Origin of the sequence: Herbaspirillum huttiense (assembly GCF_004367745.1) — a bacterium.
Classification (GTDB): Bacteria; Pseudomonadota; Gammaproteobacteria; order Burkholderiales; family Burkholderiaceae_D; genus Herbaspirillum; species Herbaspirillum huttiense.
This window is the reverse complement of sequence record NZ_CP037993.1, coordinates 1,901,858-1,923,124: the sequence shown is the minus strand read 5'-3', so window position 1 is coordinate 1,923,124 and position 21,267 is coordinate 1,901,858. Positions and strand designations below refer to the sequence as shown.

The 21,267-nt window shown below is 61.7% G+C and carries 12 protein-coding genes and 1 pseudogene; 3 read left to right on the top strand and 10 right to left on the bottom strand.

Annotated features, from left to right (window positions below; translation table 11 throughout):
• Positions 1-123: 123 nt before the first annotated feature.
• Positions 124-612 (bottom strand): Lrp/AsnC ligand binding domain-containing protein, encoded by a 489-nt coding sequence (locus E2K99_RS08535; RefSeq protein WP_026051927.1) that lies wholly within the window; start codon positions 610-612, stop codon positions 124-126.
• Between the two features lie 151 nt (positions 613-763).
• On the opposite strand from E2K99_RS08535, the gene E2K99_RS08530 reads away from it, so the two are divergent.
• Positions 764-2,065, top strand: a complete 1,302-nt coding sequence (locus E2K99_RS08530) for a D-amino acid dehydrogenase (RefSeq protein WP_134221963.1) — start codon at positions 764-766, stop codon at positions 2,063-2,065.
• A gap of 77 nt (positions 2,066-2,142) precedes the next feature.
• Here E2K99_RS08530 and E2K99_RS08525 read toward each other — a convergent pair whose 3' ends face one another.
• A complete protein-coding gene (locus tag E2K99_RS08525; protein WP_134221962.1) occupies positions 2,143-2,937 on the bottom strand; it encodes an AraC family transcriptional regulator in 795 nt (264 codons plus the stop codon).
• 170 nt (positions 2,938-3,107) lie between these two features.
• On the opposite strand from E2K99_RS08525, the gene E2K99_RS08520 reads away from it, so the two are divergent.
• The gene (locus E2K99_RS08520; protein ID WP_134221961.1) at positions 3,108-3,998 is read left to right on the top strand and encodes a DMT family transporter; all 891 of its coding nucleotides are present in this window, start codon (positions 3,108-3,110) and stop codon (positions 3,996-3,998) included.
• Positions 3,999-4,022: 24 nt separating this feature from the next.
• Here the strand turns inward: E2K99_RS08520 and E2K99_RS08515 are convergent, their stop codons facing one another.
• From E2K99_RS08515 to E2K99_RS08495, 5 genes are all read right to left on the bottom strand, one after another.
• The gene (locus E2K99_RS08515) at positions 4,023-4,940 is read right to left on the bottom strand and encodes an SMP-30/gluconolactonase/LRE family protein (protein ID WP_134221960.1); all 918 of its coding nucleotides are present in this window, start codon (positions 4,938-4,940) and stop codon (positions 4,023-4,025) included.
• A gap of 35 nt (positions 4,941-4,975) precedes the next feature.
• Positions 4,976-5,938: an ABC transporter permease gene (locus tag E2K99_RS08510; protein ID WP_121039022.1), complete on the bottom strand. Its 963-nt coding sequence runs from the start codon at positions 5,936-5,938 to the stop codon at positions 4,976-4,978.
• Complete coding sequence (locus E2K99_RS08505) at positions 5,935-6,909, bottom strand: ABC transporter permease (protein WP_420840877.1); 975 nt, start codon at positions 6,907-6,909, stop codon at positions 5,935-5,937. The genes E2K99_RS08510 and E2K99_RS08505 overlap by 4 nt, the downstream gene beginning before the upstream one ends.
• Positions 6,906-8,426 (bottom strand): sugar ABC transporter ATP-binding protein, encoded by a 1,521-nt coding sequence (locus E2K99_RS08500; protein WP_121039019.1) that lies wholly within the window; start codon positions 8,424-8,426, stop codon positions 6,906-6,908. The genes E2K99_RS08505 and E2K99_RS08500 overlap by 4 nt, the downstream gene beginning before the upstream one ends.
• A gap of 91 nt (positions 8,427-8,517) precedes the next feature.
• Positions 8,518-9,585: an ABC transporter substrate-binding protein gene (locus E2K99_RS08495; protein ID WP_240733876.1), complete on the bottom strand. Its 1,068-nt coding sequence runs from the start codon at positions 9,583-9,585 to the stop codon at positions 8,518-8,520.
• 348 nt (positions 9,586-9,933) lie between these two features.
• Here E2K99_RS08495 and E2K99_RS26205 point away from each other — a divergent pair.
• A pseudogene (locus E2K99_RS26205) lies at positions 9,934-10,044 on the top strand (helix-turn-helix domain-containing protein); the annotation flags it as partial.
• Positions 10,045-10,265: 221 nt separating this feature from the next.
• On the opposite strand, the gene E2K99_RS25860 reads toward E2K99_RS26205, so the two are convergent.
• From E2K99_RS25860 to E2K99_RS08480, 3 genes are all read right to left on the bottom strand, one after another.
• A complete protein-coding gene (locus E2K99_RS25860; protein WP_240733939.1) occupies positions 10,266-10,643 on the bottom strand; it encodes a hypothetical protein in 378 nt (125 codons plus the stop codon).
• A 165-nt stretch (positions 10,644-10,808) separates the two neighbouring features.
• Entirely contained in the window at positions 10,809-11,660 is an 852-nt protein-coding gene (locus E2K99_RS25855; protein WP_240733875.1) for a hypothetical protein, read from the bottom strand.
• Between the two features lie 916 nt (positions 11,661-12,576).
• Positions 12,577-21,072, bottom strand: a complete 8,496-nt coding sequence (locus E2K99_RS08480) for a two-partner secretion domain-containing protein (protein WP_134221959.1) — start codon at positions 21,070-21,072, stop codon at positions 12,577-12,579.
• Positions 21,073-21,267: the final 195 nt, after the last annotated feature.

The following is a 21,267-nucleotide window of genomic DNA, read 5'->3' as shown; positions in this document are numbered from 1 at the left end:
GCGCAAAGACTCGCCGACGATGTGTACAGTAGCTGAAGTTGCGGGTGTCTGCTTTTCTGTACCGGAACTGTCCGGCCACTGTACTGTTATCCGTACGCCCATCCGTACCGGCTGCTGCCGGGCTCAGTCATCCAGCGGCAGCGCCAGCGTCTCCTTGATCTCTTCCATCACTACATAGCTCTTGGACTGCGCCGCCCCCGGCAGCTGCAGCAGGATGTCGCCCAGCAGCTTGCGGTATTCCGCCATGCCCCGGATGCGTGCCTTGATGAGGTAGTCGAAGTCGCCCGAAACCAGGTGGCATTCCTGCACTTCGGGAATGCGCAGCACCTCGCGGCGGAACTGCTCGAACATGTTGCCGGACTTGTGATTGAGCGTGATCTCCACGAACACCAGCAAGGTCGCCCCCAATGACTCGGGATTGACGCGCGCGTAATAGCCGCTGATGACACCATCGCGCTCCATGCGCCTGACCCGTTCGATGCAGGGCGTGACTGACAAACCGACCTGCTCCCCGAGCTCCTTCATGGAAATGCGGCCATCCTTTTGCAGCACGGCCAGGATGCGGTGATCGAGCTTGTCGAGGGTGCGGATGGACTGTTGCTGAGTTCTCATGAAATTTTCCCGTTTCAGCGCGATTTTCATGAAACTTTCATGAAATCAGCAAGAAATATGAAAACAAATACTATTTATTCGCCCATATGATAGCTGAATCTTCTAATCCACAAGCCTTTTGCAGCGGCATCAACGAAACGGGGAGTTCAGCATGCGCGTCGTCATTCTTGGAAGCGGTGTCATCGGGGTCACCAGCGCCTGGTATCTGGCCAGGGCCGGTCACGATGTGACCGTGCTGGACCGCCAGCCCGGCCCCGCGCTGGAAACCTCCTTCGGCAACGCCGGCCAGATCTCTCCCGGCTATGCCTCGCCCTGGGCCGCGCCCGGTATTCCCCTGAAGGCCATCAAGTGGATGTTCCAGGAACATGCCCCGCTGGCCATCCGCCCGGACGGCACGCTCAACCAGCTGCGCTGGATGTGGCAGATGCTGCGCAACTGCAATGCCGAAAGCTACGCCGTCAACAAGGAACGCATGGTGCGCCTGGCTGAATACAGCCGCGACTGCCTGCGCGACCTGCGCGCCGATGTCGGCATTCCCTATGAAGGCCGCCAGCAAGGCACGCTGCAACTGTTCCGCTCGCAGGAACAGCTCGAGGGTGCCGCCAAGGACATCGCCGTGCTGCAGGAAGCCGGCGTCCCCTTCGAACTGCTGACCCCGGAACAACTGGGCGGTGCCGAGCCGGCGCTGGAGAAGGTACGCGGCAAGCTCACCGGCGGCCTGCGCCTGCCCAATGACGAGACCGGCGACTGCCAGCTCTTCACCACCCGCCTGGCCAGGATGGCCGAGCAACTGGGCGTGAAATTCCGTTATGGCGTCGCGATCGACGCCCTCACCATGGCCGGTGGCAAGATCGCCGGCGTAGTCTGCGGCAAGGAACTGGTGCAGGCTGACAGCTACGTGGTCGCCCTTGGCTCCTACTCGCCGCAACTGCTGCGCGACATCCCCGGCCTGCCGGGCATTCCGGTGTATCCGCTCAAGGGTTACTCGATCACCGTGCCGATCACCGATGCATCGGCCGCACCGGTCTCCACCATTCTCGACGAGACCTACAAGATCGCCGTCACCCGCTTCGATGACCGCATCCGCGTCGGTGGCATGGCCGAGATCGTCGGCTATGACACGGCCCTCAAGGCCAAGCGCCGCGCCACGCTGGAACTGGTGGTCAACGATCTGTTCCCCGGTGCAGGCGATACGAAGCAAGCCAGCTTCTGGACCGGCCTGCGCCCGATGACCCCGGACGGCACGCCCGTGGTCGGTGCCACCCCGGTCTCGAACCTGTACATCAACACCGGTCACGGCACGCTGGGCTGGACCATGTCCTGCGGTTCGGGCCAGCTGCTGGCCGACCTGATCTCGGGCCGCCGCCCTGCCATCGCCCATGAAGACCTGTCGGTGGCGCGCTACATGGCCTCAGGCAGCACCGTGCAGACGCCGCGCCTGGCAGGGGCCTGATCGCCCCATCGCGTATCGATAGTCTCTTCTGCATCCCTCGCAGAATGGTTGGCCGGAGTGAAATGCTCCGGCCTTTTTTATGCGCGCACGGCCGGATGCGCTGAGGGGACATATCCCGTCATCCGCTTGAACATGGTCGAGAAGGTCGCCGGCTGTTCGTAGCCGAGGTCGTAGGCAATGGCCGTCACCGAGTGTCCCAGCGCCAGCCGCGAGATCGCATTGACGATGCAGGCGCGCAGCCGCCATTGCTGGAAGCCCATGCCGGTCTGCGCCAGGAATCTGCGGGTGAAGCTGCGCTCGCTCATGTGCAATTGTTCGGCCCACTCGGCCGGGCGCGCGCGGATCGAGGGCGATCGCATGAAGTCGCGACACAGCGCCCCCAGCTTCTCCTCCTGCGGCAGCGGCACGTACATGGGAATCTCGCGGGCGCGGGCGATCTCCTTGAGCAGCAGGTGCATCAATGCCTCTTCGCGACTGTCGGGCGCGTAATGCGGATCGATGCGGGTGGCTTCGATCAGCAGCTCGCGCAGCAGCGGATGCACCTCCAGCACCTGGCAGGTCCGCGCGGCGCGCGGCGCATGTTCGGGCTCGACGAAGGCGCTGCAGGTCGTCACCGGCAAGAGCATGCGGCTCTGGTGCTCGCGCCCGGAAGGAATCCACACCGCGTGCTGCGGCGGCACCACCCAGGCCCCATCCTGCGTCACCACCTGCATCAATCCCCCCAGCCCGAACAGCAACTGCGCCCGGCGATGGCTGTGCCAGGCCTGCAGCGAATCGCGCGCGTAATCGGCGCCGGCCGCCACCACCGGGCGCGCGATGCGGTCCACCCGGTCGATAGGCAGCGGGGAACGGGAGAGAGAAGGCTTGCGCATGGTCTGGTCTCGCTTGGCGTACATGCAAAGATGACGCACCGATGATGGAAACTCCGCCACCACGAAGCTTGCCTCGCAGCTTGGCGTAAATTCAAACATTCTTGACCCAAGTACGAAAGTCAGTCAACCGGCCCTGCCCTACTGTACGGTTTTCATCCAACGATTTCGCCATGCCTCCTCCCCTCCTCTCCGGCATCCTGGTCGCGCTCATCTGGGGCCTACAGCCCGTGATCTCGCGCTACGGCTTGCAGCAAGGGCTCACGCCCCTGGATGCGACCTTGATGCGCTTTCTCACCAGCGGCCTGCTGATCCTGCCCTTTGCCTGGCGGCGCGGGCTCTGGCAGGCCTGCGGTGTCGGCTGGGGACGCGGGCTGGTGCTGTTCCTGCTGTCCGGCCCCTTGTTCAGCCTGGTGCTGGTGGCGGGCGTGAACTACGCGCCGGCTTCACATGGCGCGCTGATCCATCCGGCCCTGACGCCGCTGTTCGGCATGGCGATCAGCCGCTTCGCCCTCGGGCAGCGCGAACGCATCTCCCTGTGGGGCGTGCTACTGCTGCTTGCCGGGCTGGTACTGGTGGCGCTCAATGGCATTCTCGCCAGCGGCGGACTGGCTCCCGATGGCGCGTGGCGCGGCGATCTGCTGTTTGTGCTGTCGGCGCTGATGTGGTCGAGTTACCTGATGCTCAATCGCGCCTGGAAGATTGCGCCCCTGGATGCGGTGGCGCTGACGCAAGTGCTGTCGCTGGCCTGCATGCTGCTGGCGCTGCCGTGGCTGGGCACGCAGACTTTCAGCAAGCCGGCCTCGGCACTGCTGCTGCAGAGCGCCTACCAGGGCGTGCTGGTGAGCATCGTCAGCGTGGCCTTGTTCAACTGGGTGGTAGCGCGGCTGGGCGTGAAGGCGCTCATGCTCAATGCGCTTTCGCCGCTGTTCGGCGTACTGGCCTCGGCGTGGATCCTGGGCGAGACGCTGTCGGTGTCGATGATGACGGGTGCCGTGGCCATCGTCGCCGGACTGGGCGTGACCATGAAAAAGAAACGCCCGGTGCGCACACCGGGCGACTGATGCAGACGGCGCGCCTGCGGCCGCTCAGGGCCGCACGGCCCCGTTGACCGCCAGATACACCGCATACAGCGAGGTGGTGGCGGTGATGAAGAGGCGATTGCCGCGCGGCCCGCCGAAGACCACATTGGACACCACTTCCGGAGTCAAAATCTTGCCCAGCAAGGTGCCATCCGGCGCATAGCAATGCACGCCATCGCCGGCCGAGGTCCAGATGTTGCCCTGGGCATCCAGCCGGAAACCATCGGCCAGCCCCGGATCGATGGTTGCAAACACCTCGCCGCCCTTGAGCGTGGCGCCCTCCACCACATCGAATACGCGGATGTGATGCGGCCCGCCCGCACGGTGCGTGAGGCCGGTATCGGCGATGTAGAGCCGGCTCTCATCGGTGGAGAACGCCAGCCCGTTGGGGCGCTCCAGGTCGCTGCTGACGAGGCTGATGTCACCGCTGTCGCCATGGATGCGATAGACATTGCACGCACCGATTTCGCTCTCGGCCTGATAGCCTTCGTAATCGCTGTTGATGCCGTAATCCGGATCGGTGAACCAGATCGAGCCATCGGACTTGACCACCACGTCATTGGGCGAATTGAGGCGCTTGCCCTGCCAGTGCGAGGCCAGCGTGGTGATGCTGCCATCGTGTTCGGTGCGGACCACGGCGCGGCCACCGTGCAGGCAGCCGACGATGCGGCCTTCGCGGTCCAGCGTATTGCCGTTGTTGAAGTTGGAGGGCTCGCGAAATACGCCCGCCCCTGCGCCCTCAGACCAGCGCATCAGGCGATTGTTGGGGATGTCGCTCCAGATCAGTTCCTGCGTGGCCGGCAGCCACACCGGGCCTTCGGCCCAGCGGCAGCCGTGGTAGAGACGATCGACCTGGGCGGTGTCGATGACCATGCGGCGAAAGCGCGGATCGAGATGCTGGAAGGGGGTATCGGGCAAGGACATGCGTTCTCCTTTTCGGTGTAATTGACGCTGGCGCCTCAGCGATACTGACGGCGGCGGCCGGAACAGACGATCACGGCGATGATGATGAGCCCCGACAGCACCGAGCGTTCGCCCGCCGACAGGCCCACCACGTTCAACAGCGTATTGGTGAAATACAGGAACAGCGCCGCGCCCCAGATCCCGGCCACGCTGGGCCGGCCACCGGTGACGCTGGTACCGCCGATGACCACCACGGCCACCGACATCAACAGATATTCATTGCCCATGTCGAGCGAGGCCCCGCCCGAGAAACCGGCGATGAGCAAGGCGCACAGCGCCGCAAAGACCGCGCACAGCACGTAGCACAGGCAGCGGATGCGTTCCACGCCGATGCCCGCCAGCCAGGCCGCGCGCGCATTCTGGCCGACCGCCGAGAGGAAGCGGCCGAACAGCGTGCGCCCCAGTATCCAGGCCAACCCCAGCGCCACGGCCAGCACCAGCCAGGCCAGTTGCGGAAGGTGCAGCAGCCATCCGGTCGCGAAGCTGGCCAGCAATTGCGGTGGCGTGATTTTGAGGCCCTGCCCGACATGAATCGCCAGCGACTGCAGGATGAAGGACGACGACATGGTGGCGATGATGGGCGGAATCTGCAGCAGACGGATCAGCAGATAATTGGCCAGCCCGATGCCGACACCCACCCCGAGCGTGACCAGCAGCCCGAGCAGGATGCCGCCATCCTCGCCGCCCATGGTACGCAAGCCCAGCGCCCCGGCCAGCGCGATGGTGGACGGAATGGAGAGATCGATGTTGCCCGGCCCGGTGGTCACCACCAGCATCTGCCCCAGGCCCACCAGCACCATCAGCGCCCCGAAAGAAAACGCCGACAAGCCGATATTGAAGGCCGCCTCCGGCCCGGCCACCGCCAGCGTGGCCAGCCACAGCAAGGCCGCCCCCATGAAGGACCAGACCCAGGGCCGCTGTTGCAGCGCGGCCCCCATCGTTGCACGCGCGGCGCTCATTGACGTTCTCCCCGTGCCGACAGCAGGATGCGCATCGACAACACGATGATCAGGATCGCGCCCTGCAAGCCGATCTGCCACTTCGGCGCGATGTTGAGGAAGGACAGGAACGAGGCCGCGATCCCCAGCGTGATGGCCCCCAGCGTGGCACCGATGGGCGAGACCTTGCCGCCGATGAAGCTGCCGCCGCCCAGGATCACGGCGGCAATCGAGATCAACGTGTAGCGCTGCGCAATATTGGCATCGGCCGAGGTGGTGATGCCGACCAGCGTCAGCGCAGAGAAGATGCCCAGCACACCGGCCAGCCCGTACATCAGCGCCTTGGCGCGCACCACCGAACCGCCGCTGCGCACGATGGCCTTGGGATTGCCGCCGGCTCCGCGCAGCCGCACGCCCAGCGAGGAACGCATCAGGAACCAGTGTCCGCACAGCGCGATCAGGACCGCATAGACGATGGGCGTAGGCACCACCGGAATGGCCAGGTTCATCACATCCTGTATCCATTGCGGCGTGGCACCGCCCGGCATGGGCAGCAGGATCAGCGCCCAGCCGCCCCAGACGAAGGACAGGCCCAGCGTTACCACGATGGACGGCAGATCGAACAATTCCACCAGCGCGCCGATGGCCGCGTACAGCAGCACGCAGGCAATCAACGCCGCCACGCCCAGCAGCGGACGCTCCGGCAACCAGGTCACGGCGATGCAGGAGACCAGGCTGATGAAGGCACCGATGGACAGATCCAGGTCATTGACGGCAATGATGCACAGCTGCGCCATGCTGGCCAGGATCATCGGCACGGCCAGATTCAGCAGCAGACCCAGCCCGAAATAACTCATCGTATTGGGATTGATCCAGAAGATCGGCGCCAGCACCACGGCCAGCGTGGCCATGGGCAGCAGCAGGGTCTGGATCTCGTGGCGCGACAGCAGGCCGTGGCGCGCACGCACGGGGGTGCGGGCAAGCGTAGTCATGCGCGGGCTCCTTCGAGTGGGGGTGTGACGGTGCCGCCATCGGCGCGCACGTTGCCGAAGGACGCGGCGATGATGCGTTCCTCCGAGAGTTCATGGCGGGCCAGTTTCAGGGTGACCTGCTGCTGGTAGAAGACGTAGGTCGCATCGCAGTATTCGAGCTCGTCGTTCTCGGTGGTGTACCAGACGAAGCTGCGGCCGCGCGCCGCTTCTGCGCGGATCAGGCGATACATGTCGACCTTGGTGCCGAAGTCGACGCCGCGCATGGGATCGTCCATCAGGATCAGTTCCGCATCCGACGACAAGGCCCGCGCAAACAGCACCTTCTGCTGGTTGCCACCGGACAGCGAGAGGATATTGTTGGACAGGTCCGGCGTACGGATCGCCACGCGTTCATGCCACTGGCGGCCCAGTTCGGCTTCGGCGGCACGATCGATCACGCCGCCGCGCGCCAGATGCGGCAGCTCGCGGATGCTCAGGTTGCGCAGGATGCTCCACAGCGGGAAGTTGCCATCGCGCGCGCGATCCCCGGCCACGAAGGCCACCCGCATCTTGCCGCGATATTGCTCGAAGAGCCGGATCAGCATCTCGGTCTGCCCCTGCCCTGCCAGCCCGGACAATCCGACCACCTGGCCACGGCGCACGCCCAGTGCACCGACCGGTGACGCTGCCGGCAGTTTCACTTCCAGCAGTTGCTGGCTTTGCACGTCTGCGGACTCCGATTCCTGCTGCGCCTGCTGTTCGGCCTGACGCTCGATCTGCTTCTGGTCGGCGTGGCCCATGGCGTGGACCAGCGCATCACGTGTGAGATGGGCGGTGTGATCCTGCAAGACCAGCTGTCCATCGCGCATGACGGCAATCCGATTGCAGCAGTCAAAGATCTCGCCCAGCATGTGCGAGATGAAGACCAGGCTCATGCCGTCTTCAAGACGCCGGCGGATGTAGGCCGTCAGCCGCGCTGCCGTTTGCGCATCGAGACTGGAGGTCGGTTCATCGAGGATCAGCAGGCGCACCGGCGCATCGACCACCGTGAAGGCGCAGGCGATTTCCACCATCTGGCGCTGGGTGATGCTGAGTTCGCCGACGATGCGATCGGGATCGATGCCATGGCCGGGGAAGATGTCATCGAGCTTCTCCGTCACCAGCTTGCGCGCCCGGCGCCGCCAGCCCCAGCCCTTGAGCTGCGGATGAAACACGCAGAGGTTTTCGGCCACATTGAGGTTCTGGCACAGGGACAATTCCTGGAAGACGCAACGCACGCCCAGCCGGTAGGCGGCCTGCGTGGTGTAGTTCTGGCGGGCCTGACCGTCGATGATGATCTGGCCGTCGTCACCGGGCAGCACGCCGGCCAGCACGTTCATGAGGGTGGACTTGCCCGCGCCGTTGTGGCCGACCAGGCCCCAGCATTCACCGGGCTGGATGTCCACGCTCACATCTTGCAGCGCCTTGACGGGACCAAAGGACTTGCGGATATGCGACAGGCTGCACAAGGCGGCCGAGGGGGGATGGCTGGCGTTCACGCTGGATCACCTGTGTTCTTGAGGCAGTGGATGCGCCCATGGCCCGCGCGCCGCCTTCATTGAGGCGGTCTGCGCGGGGATGGGACAGGACTTACTTGGACTTCGGCGTATCGAGCAGCTTGACGGTATCGGCCTGGGAGAAGCCGATATCGGCCACCCCGCCCTGCGGCGTCTTGGCCAGCGCATCCGGCAGTTGTTCCGCGGTCAGGTAGAGCAACGGTGCCACGATATCGACGTCCTTGGGGATCTTCTTGCCGGCCAGCACCTGCTGCGCCACCCAGAAGGCCACCGTCACTGCGCCGGGCGGATTGGAAGCGGAATAGGTCTTGTAGCCGCTGGGGATCTGGGTTTTCCACCATTGCAGTTCGTCCTCGCGGTTGCCGAGGATGATGATGGGCAGCTCGCGGTTGGCGGCCTTGAAGGCTTGCGCCACGCCGAAGCCATCACCGCCCTGGGTGACCACGCCATCGACCTTGGGCAAGGTCGGCAGGATGCCGGCCACGGCCTTCTGGGCCACAGTCTGCGCCCAGTCGCCGTTGACGGAGCCGACGATCTTGAGGCCCGGATGCTTCTTGAGGCCGTCCATGATGCCGGCGTGGATTTCACCATCGACCGACACCCCGGCCAGGCCGCGGATTTCGAGGATGTTGCCCTTGCCGTTGAGACGCTCGGCGAGGTAGTCGACCTGGCGTTCGCCCATCTTGCGGAAGTCGAAGGTGACGCGATAGGCACAGGGTTCGGTGACCACGCCGTCATAGGAGACCACCACCACGCCGGCGGCGCAGGCTTTCTTGATGGTGCCGTTGAGGGCCGTGGGCGAAGCGGCATCGACCACGATGGCCTTGTAGCCTTGCAGGATCAGGTTCTGGATCTGCTGGGCCTGTTCGGTGGGCTGGTTTTCGGAAGTGGTGAAAGCGGGGGCGGCGGCCACCAGCTTGCGTTTGACGGCATCGTCGGCGGTCGCGGCCCAGGTCTTGAGCATGGACTGACGCCAGGCATTGGCCGCGTAGTTGTTGGACAGGGCGATCTTGGCTTGCGAGGTATCGCCGGTGGCGACCTGCGCGTTGGCGTGGCCGGCGCCGAGGATGAGGGTGGCCGAAGTGGCTGCGATGGCCGCGAGATGCAGCCCGACGCCATGGCGTCGTACCAATGCGTTCATATTGTCTCCGTTGTTGGCTATCAAAGCGGACTTGTTGAACGTCCGCGTTTTGCTGCAATTTCTTCTTATATGAAACGATGGCCTCGTCGTTCAGAGGTCAACTTGTATGACGATTTATTCTAGAGAGCAGGGTCAGGGATGTCAAATGGTCAGACCACATGGCCGGACGCTGAGCTAGGACTGGGGTTTTGGGGGATTGGTTCTCGCGGGATGGGTGGACTGCGGGACTTGTGAGGATAGGATGTTGATTTGCATTGAAAACTGACCCAGTTTCCCCGGAAATTTGCATCCTAAGTTGACCCATGTTTAGACCACAATCCTGCTCATGACATCGAGCGGGAGAACGGAGTGATAGACGTGGCCCTACTTGGAATCATTCGACGCTGGTACATCAGAGATCGCGTCTCGATCCGGGAAATCGCCCGCAGGTTGGACATTTCCCGAAACACGGTTCGTCGCTACATTCGATCAGAGGCGATCGAACCTTCCTATGCCAGCAGGCATTCACCGAGCTCTTTGGATGCATATGCCCCCAGGCTTTCCGCGTGGCTGAGCTCAGAGTTGGTCAAATCCCGTAAGCAAAGACGGACCCTGAAACAGATGTTCCTGGAGTTAAGGGAGCTTGGTTATGAGGGGTCGTATGACCGTGTGGCGGCCTTTAGCAGGCACTGGAAGGCGGGTCAGTTAGAGAGGGTCAAATCGGCGAGCAAATCAACAACCCAAGCTAAAGGATTTTGCAAAATTCCTTCGAAAATGAACGTCGTTCCGCGCTGCAAATCAGGTCTTTCGTCAACATCAATTACTATGCGCTCCTCTTGGAAGCCTTGTGGATGCTTAGGATCACCAATGTATTCCGTCACACTTCGGATTGACTTTGTAACATGCTTAAAAATCATGTTACCAGACAGCAAACGAGAGACTTCGGTATCTATTGGATAGCCCTTTATTGGAATCAGTCCTGTCGCATAAATCTTCATTGTTCGTCCCTCAAATACAGGAGCGCCGAGATTACTTTCAGTGAAGTGAAGATCTTCAAAATGCCCGACAACGCGTCGCATCAATTCTCTCCAGTTTTCTGCAAGACGGTCGACTTAACTTTCCCAGGTGGGATAGCGCCGCCGTCGGTATAACGGAATACCTTCCCTTGAAACTCGGGCAATAACGGCCCTGCGGGCTGGATCACCTTTAATCCGAGTGATTCAAGTACATCCGCACTTGGCAACTTACCAAATTTGTGTAATGACCCAGTTGGAGGCACCGCTGTCATTGGCCCAGCTGATCTGCTGCCGGAAGTTCTCGTTGACCGTCCCCAGGCTGACGTTGCGGCCTGCGGCCAGATTCACGTCGCCCGTTGCGGCGACCACGGCTGCATTGGCCGTGACGTCACGGCCAGCGGCCAGGGTGATGTCCTTGCCGCTGACACTGGCAACCTGATTGATGTTGGTGCCGCTGGTCACCGCATTGGCGGTGCTGACGCTGGTGCTGTTGACGTTGATGCCGCGTCCGGCAGCCAGCCTGACGCTGTTGCTGCCGTCGATGGCGCCGCCCAGGTTGTTGATGTCCTGCGCCGCCGCCACCGTCACGTCACTGCCGCTGATACGCCCGCCCAAGTTCTGCACATTGTTGCCCGCCAGCGAAACACTCTGCCGCCCTGCAATCGTGCCGCCACTGTTGACGATATCCTGCGCCGCCTGGAAGGCGACATCATTGCCCGCGATCAGCGTACCTTGTCCGGTCACCTGCACATTGGAGGCATGGATGTACACCTGCGGCACCAGCACTTCCTGCGTACTGCCATCGGCCAGCGTCACGGTCTGCTTGACCAGCCAGACGATGTCCGTCTTCAGTTCCGCAATCTGCGCATCGGTCAGCGCCACGCCCAGCGTGTAGCGCTGCGATTGCGCCACCTGCACGCCCGCATTCATCAAGGCCTGGTATTGCGCTTCATTGCTGCTGTATCCGGCCAGATACCGTTGGCCGGTGATCTGCTGGACCTGGCGCTGGATCAGTTGCTGTTCATAGAACCCATCCCCCAACTGCCGCACGCTGGCCGTCAAGCCCAGCTGATTCAACATGAATCCGACGACAGCCAGCTGCGCGTGCCCACGAACTGCGGATCGGTCTGCACCAGGAAGCGCTGCGCCGGGCCCGCGTTGATGCGGAAGAGCGCATTGTTGGACAGCGTCAGATCTGGAAGAGTCTGACATCGAAGTCCCTTTAATTGCCTCACCAAGTTCGTTTATTAATGGCGCTGCCAAAGCGACTCGGTCACTAGCGATCTGCCCGGCCATACCTAACCTGCCCTAATATACAGTTTGCCCGACTTTTGGAGGCAGGATTTGTTCGACCGAGCTTGCTACGAAAGCGATCAATGTGCTCGTCCAGGCCATGCCAAACTGTATCGCGGTTCCTGCTTGCGACACCGGATTGGGTTGCAAAGAAAGATATGTTCTGTACGCCGCTGCGGCAAAGCCAATTCGCCCAGCTTGCGTAGATCCCCATCCGGCCCCGTCTGCTATTTACTCCCTGCTCGGCAGGGGTGATTCAGATATGTGCAATCTGTTTCATGGCTTCGTTCCGTTAAAAATATATTTGCAGGACTATATGGCTAGCAAAATTCCACTCTAGGTGCACCCGTTTCAATCTCATTGAATTTATTTCATGGTCGACGTCGACAGAACGATATCACGACAAATCCAAATCCGATTAGTGCACCCAAAAATCCTGCACTCTTTAACCGGTGCTCAATGTTTGCACTATCTATGCTTTTCCAGAATGCGGTCGACGTAACGTGTTCAACGAAGGTCACTTGTGTTTGACTGGCGCACCGCGTGAATACGCCGCACCAATCTCGTACTAGTGGATCTAGCAAGATTTCTTTTAGGATGGGTGCGACAAACAAATCTATGACTGCAACAAGACATAACATTGCGCAGATAAAGATTGCCATCACACACAAAATCCGAAAAATACTTTTTTTATAGTTTTGTCTCATTGTTGGCCCCTTTGAACCTGATCCTTAACAGTATTTCCCACGGGCTCCTGCGCAAAACTAGAACCCACCCCTCCAAGCATACCGGGAACCGCACTAGGTCCATTCCATTTCAATATGCCATTGTTCAAACTCGTCCATTCTGGAGTCCACCATCCACGTGGATCAATCAATCGTCCTGACGGAATTTCAATCACTTTTCCTACCCCATACCCAAGAACAGTACCAATAGCTGCTCCAACTGCTCCGCTATTTGGATTCTCGCCTTTAAGACCAGCCCCAAGAATCGAACCACCTACGTTCATTATTATCGACGGCTGCAAGGCAGCTCCAGTTGTGAGAAAACCAGTCGCTCCAGCGATACCAACATCTAGCCAATCCGTAGTGCCAGATTGAAATAGATAATTGCTTAATGAACCAACGCCAGCGCCAAATACCTTCACTCCTACCGCAGTGCCGCCTCCTCCCACTAGATATCCAAATCCAATCATTCCAGCTCCAGCGATTGTCGCTCCAAACGGATCCTTCTTGATATTGCTTGTCACTAGATCGTTATAGGTCTTCCCCGTTCCAAGCTGATTCTGCGCCGCATTGTATGCTGCCTGATTCGGCTTGATGAACTGACTGTTATAGTCTGCGTTAGCATATTGCGGATCATTTATATTGCCATCGCAATTTAAATTCTGGCATCCAATCACGCTGCGAATTTCGTAGTCATGCTTTTTTTGAGCAGCATCTGCTGTTTGCTTATCCGAGTTGCGTTGTAATTCTGCAATGATGCGGGCTTCTGCTTCCTGCTCATCAATATTTAATTTTTGTGCCACCAGCTTGGCATTTTTCTTGGCGAAATCATATTCGCTCTGATGCAACTGCCGATTGTTTGCCTCAACATGAATACCGGCAGCCAGTCCAGATGCTCCCCCTGCAAGACCACCCAGTGCTGCGGCTGCCGCCTGCGCCATCGCTTGCCTTATCGGCAAAGGCAAATCAGTGTTATCGATCAGCTTGGCAAGCTGCGGCATTGCCACTGAAGAAGTCGCTGCACCAATAGCGCCACCGACACCACCACCAAGCAATCCGGCAGCGGTATGCAAAGCGGTTCGATACAAGCCACCTTCGCTCCAGTTATCACGCTCCGCGATCAACGCAGCCTTCTCATCCTCACTCTGCGCAACTTCAATTTTGGCGTTGAGTTCGTTGACTTTGGTTGTCGCATAACTGCCGATTTCCTTGGCCGCATTCTTCCCAAACAATTCCGTAATCTGCGCCTGCGCCTGCACATCCGCCTGTAAAGCCTGTGCATCCCATTGTTTGGTCAACTTGCCGCTGGTATCCCGGTCACTGCTCACATCGGTATTGATGCTGGCAATGGTCTGCTCAGCCGTCTTGCCGGTCTTGGACTGCTGGGCCTTGTCGTCAGTGATCTTGATGTCAGCCTGGCTGATACCGCTGCGGGTCGTGCTGCTTTCACTGCCGCTGCTGGTGCCAAAACCAATTCCCGTTCCATTCATCGACGACTTGCCGCCGGTGAAACCGCCTCCGACGCTGACACTCTGGCTTTCCGCCTTGTAGTCGCTGCGGTTCTGGATATCGGATTGGGTGAGGGTCTCAGTCTTGAGGCTGTTCTTGCCCTCCGCAGCTGCCTTGTCGGTACTGGCGATCTTGGCACCTACCAGATCCGTATTGCCAGCCACATTGATCTGGAATCCACCGTCGCCCGCGCGAATCCCCGATTGCTCGTTGACGCTCGCATAGTTGCCGTCGACACTGCTGCGGCTTGCACTGATGCTGCCGCTCATCTTGCCCATACCGACCGAGATGCTACCGCCCAGGCTCTGCTGATTGCTCTTGTAAGTACTGGTGTCCTGCAGGCTGGCAATCTTCAAATCACCGTGACCACTGGTGCCCACGTCCATCACGACCTGCTTGCCACTGACTACCGCCCCACTCAGTGTGGTGTCCGTACCCGAGCTGATCGTGAGCTTGTTGCCCGCATCCACGTGCGTATTGACCTGTGTCACGTCACTGCCGTCACCACGTCCACGGCTGCCAGAGGCACTGGCGTTGAACATCAGACCGTCCGTGCCGATCGATACACCAACCGAACCGGAGCTGCTCTGGTTGCTGCTGTGCTGTTCGGAGGTATTCTGTGCTGCCAGCAGGCGCACTTCATTGGCGGCCTTGAGCGTGGCGTTCACGCCCGCTTTGATGTCGCTGCCCTGGATGACGATGTTGCTGTCGGCGCCACCGCCTTGTGCGCTGATATTGATACTGCCGCCAGCAGTAACGGACGATCCGCGCACCGTATTGCTGGACTGTTCAGAACGGCTTTCGCTGCTGCTGCTCCCAACGCTCAAGGCGAGATTGATGCCACCAGCCTTGTCGGCATCATTGGCATCCCGCGAGGGCGTCTTGCCGGTGGTCGGGTCGGTCGGTCCGGTGGCGATCTGGTTGGCCTTACCGTCAATCGTGCTGCCTTGGCCGGCCTTGATGGCATCACCTGCGTTCTTGGCCGCAAATCCCATGTTGGCCACTGCCAGCGCCTGCATGCGCCCATCCTTGGTCTTGCTTGCAGCATCGGCCATCTGATCCACCGTCTGGATCGCAGAGATCACCGGGCTGGTGACCGCGACCGTCAGCCCACTTTGCTTGAACTTGTCTTCGGTGGTGGTTTTGCTGGCTTGCTCTGCCGCACGGATTTCGACCGACTTGGCCGCGATATCAATGTCACCCTTCGGTGCCATCACATCGCTGCCTACTTGCGTGTAACGATTGCCTGCAACGATGCTCACGTTCCCATCCGTACTGCCCACGGTCGAAGCAGACGCCGTCTGTCCCTGCGTCTTTCCGTCATGGCTCTGCTCTCGTGTGCCTATGGCCACACCGAAGCCTGCGCCCATCACGCCACTGGTAGTCTCCTGACGGAAGTTGTTTTGGGTGCTGCTGTCAACAGCGGCCAGGATATTGACGTTATTGCCAGCCGCCATGCCGGTCCCCAATGTGGAGACCACGTTGCTGCCCTTGACATTGATGTCATTGCCCGCCCGCACCGCCACCGTATTGCCGGAGAAGGTCGTCCCTTGATTGATGGCCTGGCTGCTGCTGTCATCCGTGGTCACGGTACGCGAGGCCAACATGCCGCCGCTGTCGGTCTTCTTGTGCTGATCTCGCGCACTGGCCGTGCTCACATCGGTACCGATATTGACGTTATTGCCTGCTGTAGCAGCGAGTGAGCCTTCGGCGTTGACGTAGGCTGCCTGCGCATTGATGTCGCGGCTTGCCGTGACGCTGATCTCCTTGCCTTGGACCGTGCTTCCAATGGCGTTGTCCCGATTGACTTCAGCACGGTTGTTGCTGGCCCAGGTGATCTTTTCTTGAGACGTTTCGTGAACGGTCGACAGGTTCACGTCACGTTGCGCAACCAACGTCACGTTATCCGCAGAGGTGCTGCTGGCCTTTAGATTGATGTCGCGCCCGGCTACGGCAGTCAGCGAGCCATTGCTCTCGGACACCGACATCGACGCATTCTGGTTGATGTTGGTCCCGCTGGTGACCGCATTGGCCGTTGCTACCGTGGTGGCAGCGCTGTTGATGTCACGACCCGCACTGGCCACCAGCGTATTGCGCGCATCAATGGTGCCGCCGATGTTGTTGATGTCCTGCGCCGCCGCCACCGTCACGTCACTGCCGCTGATGCGCCCGCCCAGGTTCTGCACATTGTTGCCCGCCAGCGAAACGCTCTGCCGTCCCGCAATCGTGCCGCCACTGTTGACGATATCCTGCGCCGCCTGGAAGGCCACGTCATTGCCCGCGATCAGCGTGCCTTGTCCGGTCACCTGCACATTGGAGGCATGGATGTACACCTGCGGCACAAGCACTTCCTGCGTGCTGCCATCGGCCAGCGTGACGGTCTGCTTGACCAGCCAGACAATGTCCGTCTTCAGTTCCGCAATCTGCGCATCGGTCAGCGCCACGCCCAGCGTGTAGCGCTGTGATTGCGCCACCTGTACGCCCGCGTTCATCAAGGCCTGGTATTGCGCTTCATTGCTGCTGTATCCGGCCAGATACCGTTGGCCGGTGATCTGCTGCACCTGGCGCTGGATCAGTTGCTGTTCATAGAACCCATCCCCCAGCTGCCGCACGCTGGCCGTCAGGCCCAGTTGATTCAACATGAAATCCGACGACAGCCAGCTGCGCGTGCCAACGAACTGCGGATCGGTCTGCACGAGGAAGCGCTGCGCCGGGCCCGCATTGATGCGGAAGAGTGCATTGTTGGGCAGCGTCAGGTCGAGGTTGGCGATGCGGATGCTGGCCGCACCTGCACTCGCACCCGAGGCGCCCGATACCGACGAGGCCACCGCGCGTACCGAACTCTGCCGGTTCGGTCCGGCGCCGCTGGTCGGCGTGATGTCCAGCTGGAAGTTGGTGACGATGTCCTGCGACTGATACGGCGCATCGTCGTAGCGCCGATCATCTGCACTGAAGGTGTGGCTCTTGACGTAGGTGTAGCTGGCCGAGCCCGTAGAGACCACGCGCTGGCGGCCCAGCGGGCCGGTGTTGTTGAGGTTGGTGCCGTTGACACTGTCGCCGGCCACCGTGCCGCCCGCAATGAACTGGCTGGCGTAGTTGTTGACGGTGCCAGCGGCCAGGCTCATGTTGCCGCCGGACGTGATCATGCCCGGATCGCTCTTGGTGACGACCGTGCGCGTGATCTGCTCGGTACCGTCGTAGATGGTCCATTCGCGGTAGGAGCGGCTGTTGACGTTGTTGTTGAAGGCGTTGATCTTGTCATTGAGAGCAAGCAACGCGGCGATGTAGGCGTCGTACTTGGGCTTCCAGACGTCATAGGCGGCTTTCCACGCGTCGTAGACTCCCGCCGGGACCGGCACCGAGACGCAGGATTCGTAGCAGGCTTCGCCAGGACGCGGCTCCGAACCCGGCCCGGGGCCCGGATCTTCAGCGGGCGGCGTCACTCCCATCACCGACCAGATGCGATCACCCGGTTTGTAATTGATGATGGCCGGATAGTAGACCGCATCAGCATCCCCCATCGCACCCTGGCTGTAGGCCGGCGTATAGGCGATGGCCACCGCACTGTCGCCCCGCGCGCCACGCGAATAATCAAACGGCGGACCATAGCGCTCGGCAGGATAGGCAGCCGAGGGCAGCAACAGGCGATAGTTGTCTTCATCGCCCATGGCGCGCCAGTTGGACGCATCCAGGATCTCGCCGGAGCCCCGGTTGTAGAGCCAGGCCGACTTGGAGTCCAGCAACTGGGACGAGCCGTTGACCCGGAAGCTGACAATGCGATTGCCCGGCCCCGTCTGGTCCGTCGTCTCCAGATGCGCATTGGTGTTGTTGATGCTTCCCGCCGCAATGCTCAGGTTGCCATCGGCATTGATGGTGGCACTGCTGTTGTTGATCTCGCGGGCGCTGCCGGTGGCCTTCTTGTTGGCGTCCAGCGCGCCGCCGATGGCCATGTCGCCGACCGAATAGATCAGCCCGTGCTCGCTGTTGTTGACCACGCCCGCGCCGATGTCGAGGCGGTTGCGGGCCGCAATGACCGGTGCGCTGGTCACGCCGTTGACGGTCTCGGCCTGGTTGTTCAACACGTCTGCACCGATGGCGATGTTGTCGCCATAGATGCGGCCGGTACCGAGGTTGTTGACGGTGCTGCTCTCGATGACCGTATTGACGCCATCGATCAGGCCACGGTTGATGAAGGTGTGAACGTCGGTGGCCTTGAGCTTCAGGGTATTGCCCACCAACGAGCCGCTGGCCTGGTTGTCGATGGTGGCGGCGGTGAGCATGAGCGTGCCGCCCGCACCGACCGCACCGGCATTGGCGAAGGTACCTGCGGTGCGCAGGTCGATGTCACCGCTCGCCCCTATCTGGCCGGTATGAAGAATCGACGCCACCAGGTCGATGCGCAGGTCCTTCTGGCTCAGGAACCTGCCGCTCCCCGTGAAGGAATAGGCCAAAACGCTGGTCTGCTGTCCGGCGATGACGGTGCCGTTGCTGTTGTCGATGACCAGCGCACGGCTGGCCGGGTTGGCATCCGTGAGGCTGGCGCTGTTGGTGGCGGAGATCAGGCCGGCGTTGTTGTCGATGCGGGCGCCGGCGGTGAGCGTGATGGCATCACCGCGCATCGCGCCCTGGCGGTTGCTGATGTCGGCCGCGCTGACGCTGACGGTGGCGCCTTCGATGCCCTGGTTCTGGCCCTGGGTGCTGTCGTTGCGGACGGTCCCGGCCTGCACGTTGACGGTGCCATCCGAGCGCATCAGGCCCGCGCTGTTGTCCACGCTACCGCTGCCCACCTGCAGATCCACGCCCTGTCTGGCCTGCAGCGAGCCGCCGCGATTGCTCACGGCACTGCCCTCCACCGTCAGCTTGCCATTGGCACCGATCACGCCGGCATCGTTGTCCAGGCCGGTGGTCTTGAGGCTGATGTCGCCGTTGGACGAGACATTGCCCCGATTGACCAGCGCCCCCGCCGTCACGCTCAGCGGACCTTGCGCCACGATGCCGCGCGCGCTGCCGGAATTGGCGTTGCGCACGGTGTTGCTGCCGGCATCCAGGCTCAATGCATCGCCCGCTTGCAGCAGGCCGCCGTCATTGCCGAGGTCACCGCTGCGGATGTCGAGCTTGCCCTGCGCGACGATGTTGCCGCTGCCGTTGTCGAGCGCGCCGCTGGCAATGCGGACGTCACGCTGTGCGGCGATGTTGCCCTGGCGATTGTCGAGGGACTGGTTCTGGCTGTCGATGCGGATGTCGTTGGCGCTGAGCTTGCCGCTGTGGTTGTCGATGCCTGCCGCTGTCAGCGTGAGTGCTTGTGCACCATTCACCTGGCCCTGGTTGGCCAGGGTTCCGCTGGTCGTCACGTTGACCGCATCTGCACTGGAGGCCAGCGTTCCCCGGTTGGCCAGGCTGGCGGCTTGCACGGCCACGGGTCCATTGGCGGCCAGCGTGCCGTCGTTGCTGATGCTCTGCGCAGCCTCGATGCGCAAGCGCTCACCGGCATTGACGCCGCCGCTGTTGGCGAGGCTGCCGACCTGCAGGTTCACGCCCTGCGCCGCTTCCATGCGTCCGCTATTGCCGGTGCGGGCGCTGCTGCTGACGTTCAGCGCACCCTGTGCCGCACGCACGGTGCCGCTGTTGTCCACGCTGGCAGCGGTGATGCTGGCATCGGCATTGGCCTGGAGCGTGCCGCTGTTGCTGAGGGAACCGGCGGCCTGCACGGCCAGGGAAGTGCTGCTGCCGATGCTGTTGCGGTTGTCGATACTGGCGGCGGCGATCTGCACATTGCCCTCGCCGCCGATGCTGCCGGTGTTCTGCAGCGCGCCGCTGGCCTGCACCGTCAGCGCACCGGCACTGGCGATGCTGCCGCTGTTGTCCAGCGCGGTGGTGTTGAGGCTGGTCGCGCTCTTGCTGCCCAGTTCGCCCGCATTGCTGATGCCGCCTGTGGTCTGCACCGCCAGCAGGCCGGTAGCAGTGAGACTGCCGCTGTTCTCCAGCCGGCCATCGGCGGTCACCACCGCCTGGCCTACCGACGCGCCGATGTTGCCCGCGTTGCGCACGCCCACACCATGCTCGGTGGAGGTCAGATAGATGTGGCCGGCATACATGCCGCCCAGCTGCGCCACGTCGATGGCCACCGCCGGTGCGGTGTCGCTGGCGGCCACACCGGGAACCACGCTGGCGTGATCCGCGCTGACGGTGTTGAGGCCCGCGCTGACCTTGAGTTCGGGGGCCCAGATGCCGGCATTGACCTGCACGGCGCGCGCGATGATCTCGGCGTAATCGGTGCGGCTGGCATCCATGCCGTTGCCCTCGATGCGTACCGCACCGCTGGCCACGCGATAGCTGTCCAGATTGCCGTTGACGATCTGGGGTACGCCCGTGGTGAGCGTGGCGCGATTGGCATTGATGAAGCCGCAGCCGGAACAGGTGATGCCCGCCGGATTGGCCACCACCACCTGCGCCCGCGCCCCCGCCACTTCCAGGTAGCCGCGCAGATAGCTGGGGTTGGCCGAGTTGACCTGGTTCACGATCACGCGCGCTGCGCCCGTGGCCAGCCATGGATTGCCCGCCACATAGCCGCCCAGCTGGGTGGCCGTTGTGCCCTGCGCATTGTTGAGGATGGCGCCATTGGGGCCGACATCGAATTGCCGGTAGCTGTTGAGCGACACCCCCGCTGCACCAGGGGTCTGGATGTTGACCACCGGCACGCCATTGGGTGTGGCCAGCACGGTCGGCTGCTGGTTGCGCGGGGCGCTGCGGTCGCCCAGGATCTGCGCATGGGCCACCGTGTTCATGGCCAGGGCCAGCGCTACCGCCAGCAGCGAAAAGCGCAAAGCGGACGGTAACAGGTCCGGCATCGCCGCACCGTTGGCCGATGTGCGGCCGTGATGCTGAATGCTGGAGGCGATTTCTGCAACGGCCATCAACTGGCCACGATGCCGGTTGAAAACCAGCTTGTAACGCTGACGATTCATGAAAACCCCGGGTGCTGTTGTCGTTATGACCGGCCACGACAACGAACCCCGATTCGTTGTTTTCCGTTTCCGGTTGGCAAGATTTTGCTTGCCAGGGTCGGGATGTTAATTTAGGTTAACGAGGAAAGGTGATTTTTCATTACACGAGAAGCTTTCTTGTAGGCAAAATCCAACACTTGTTTTGCCAGCCCTCCC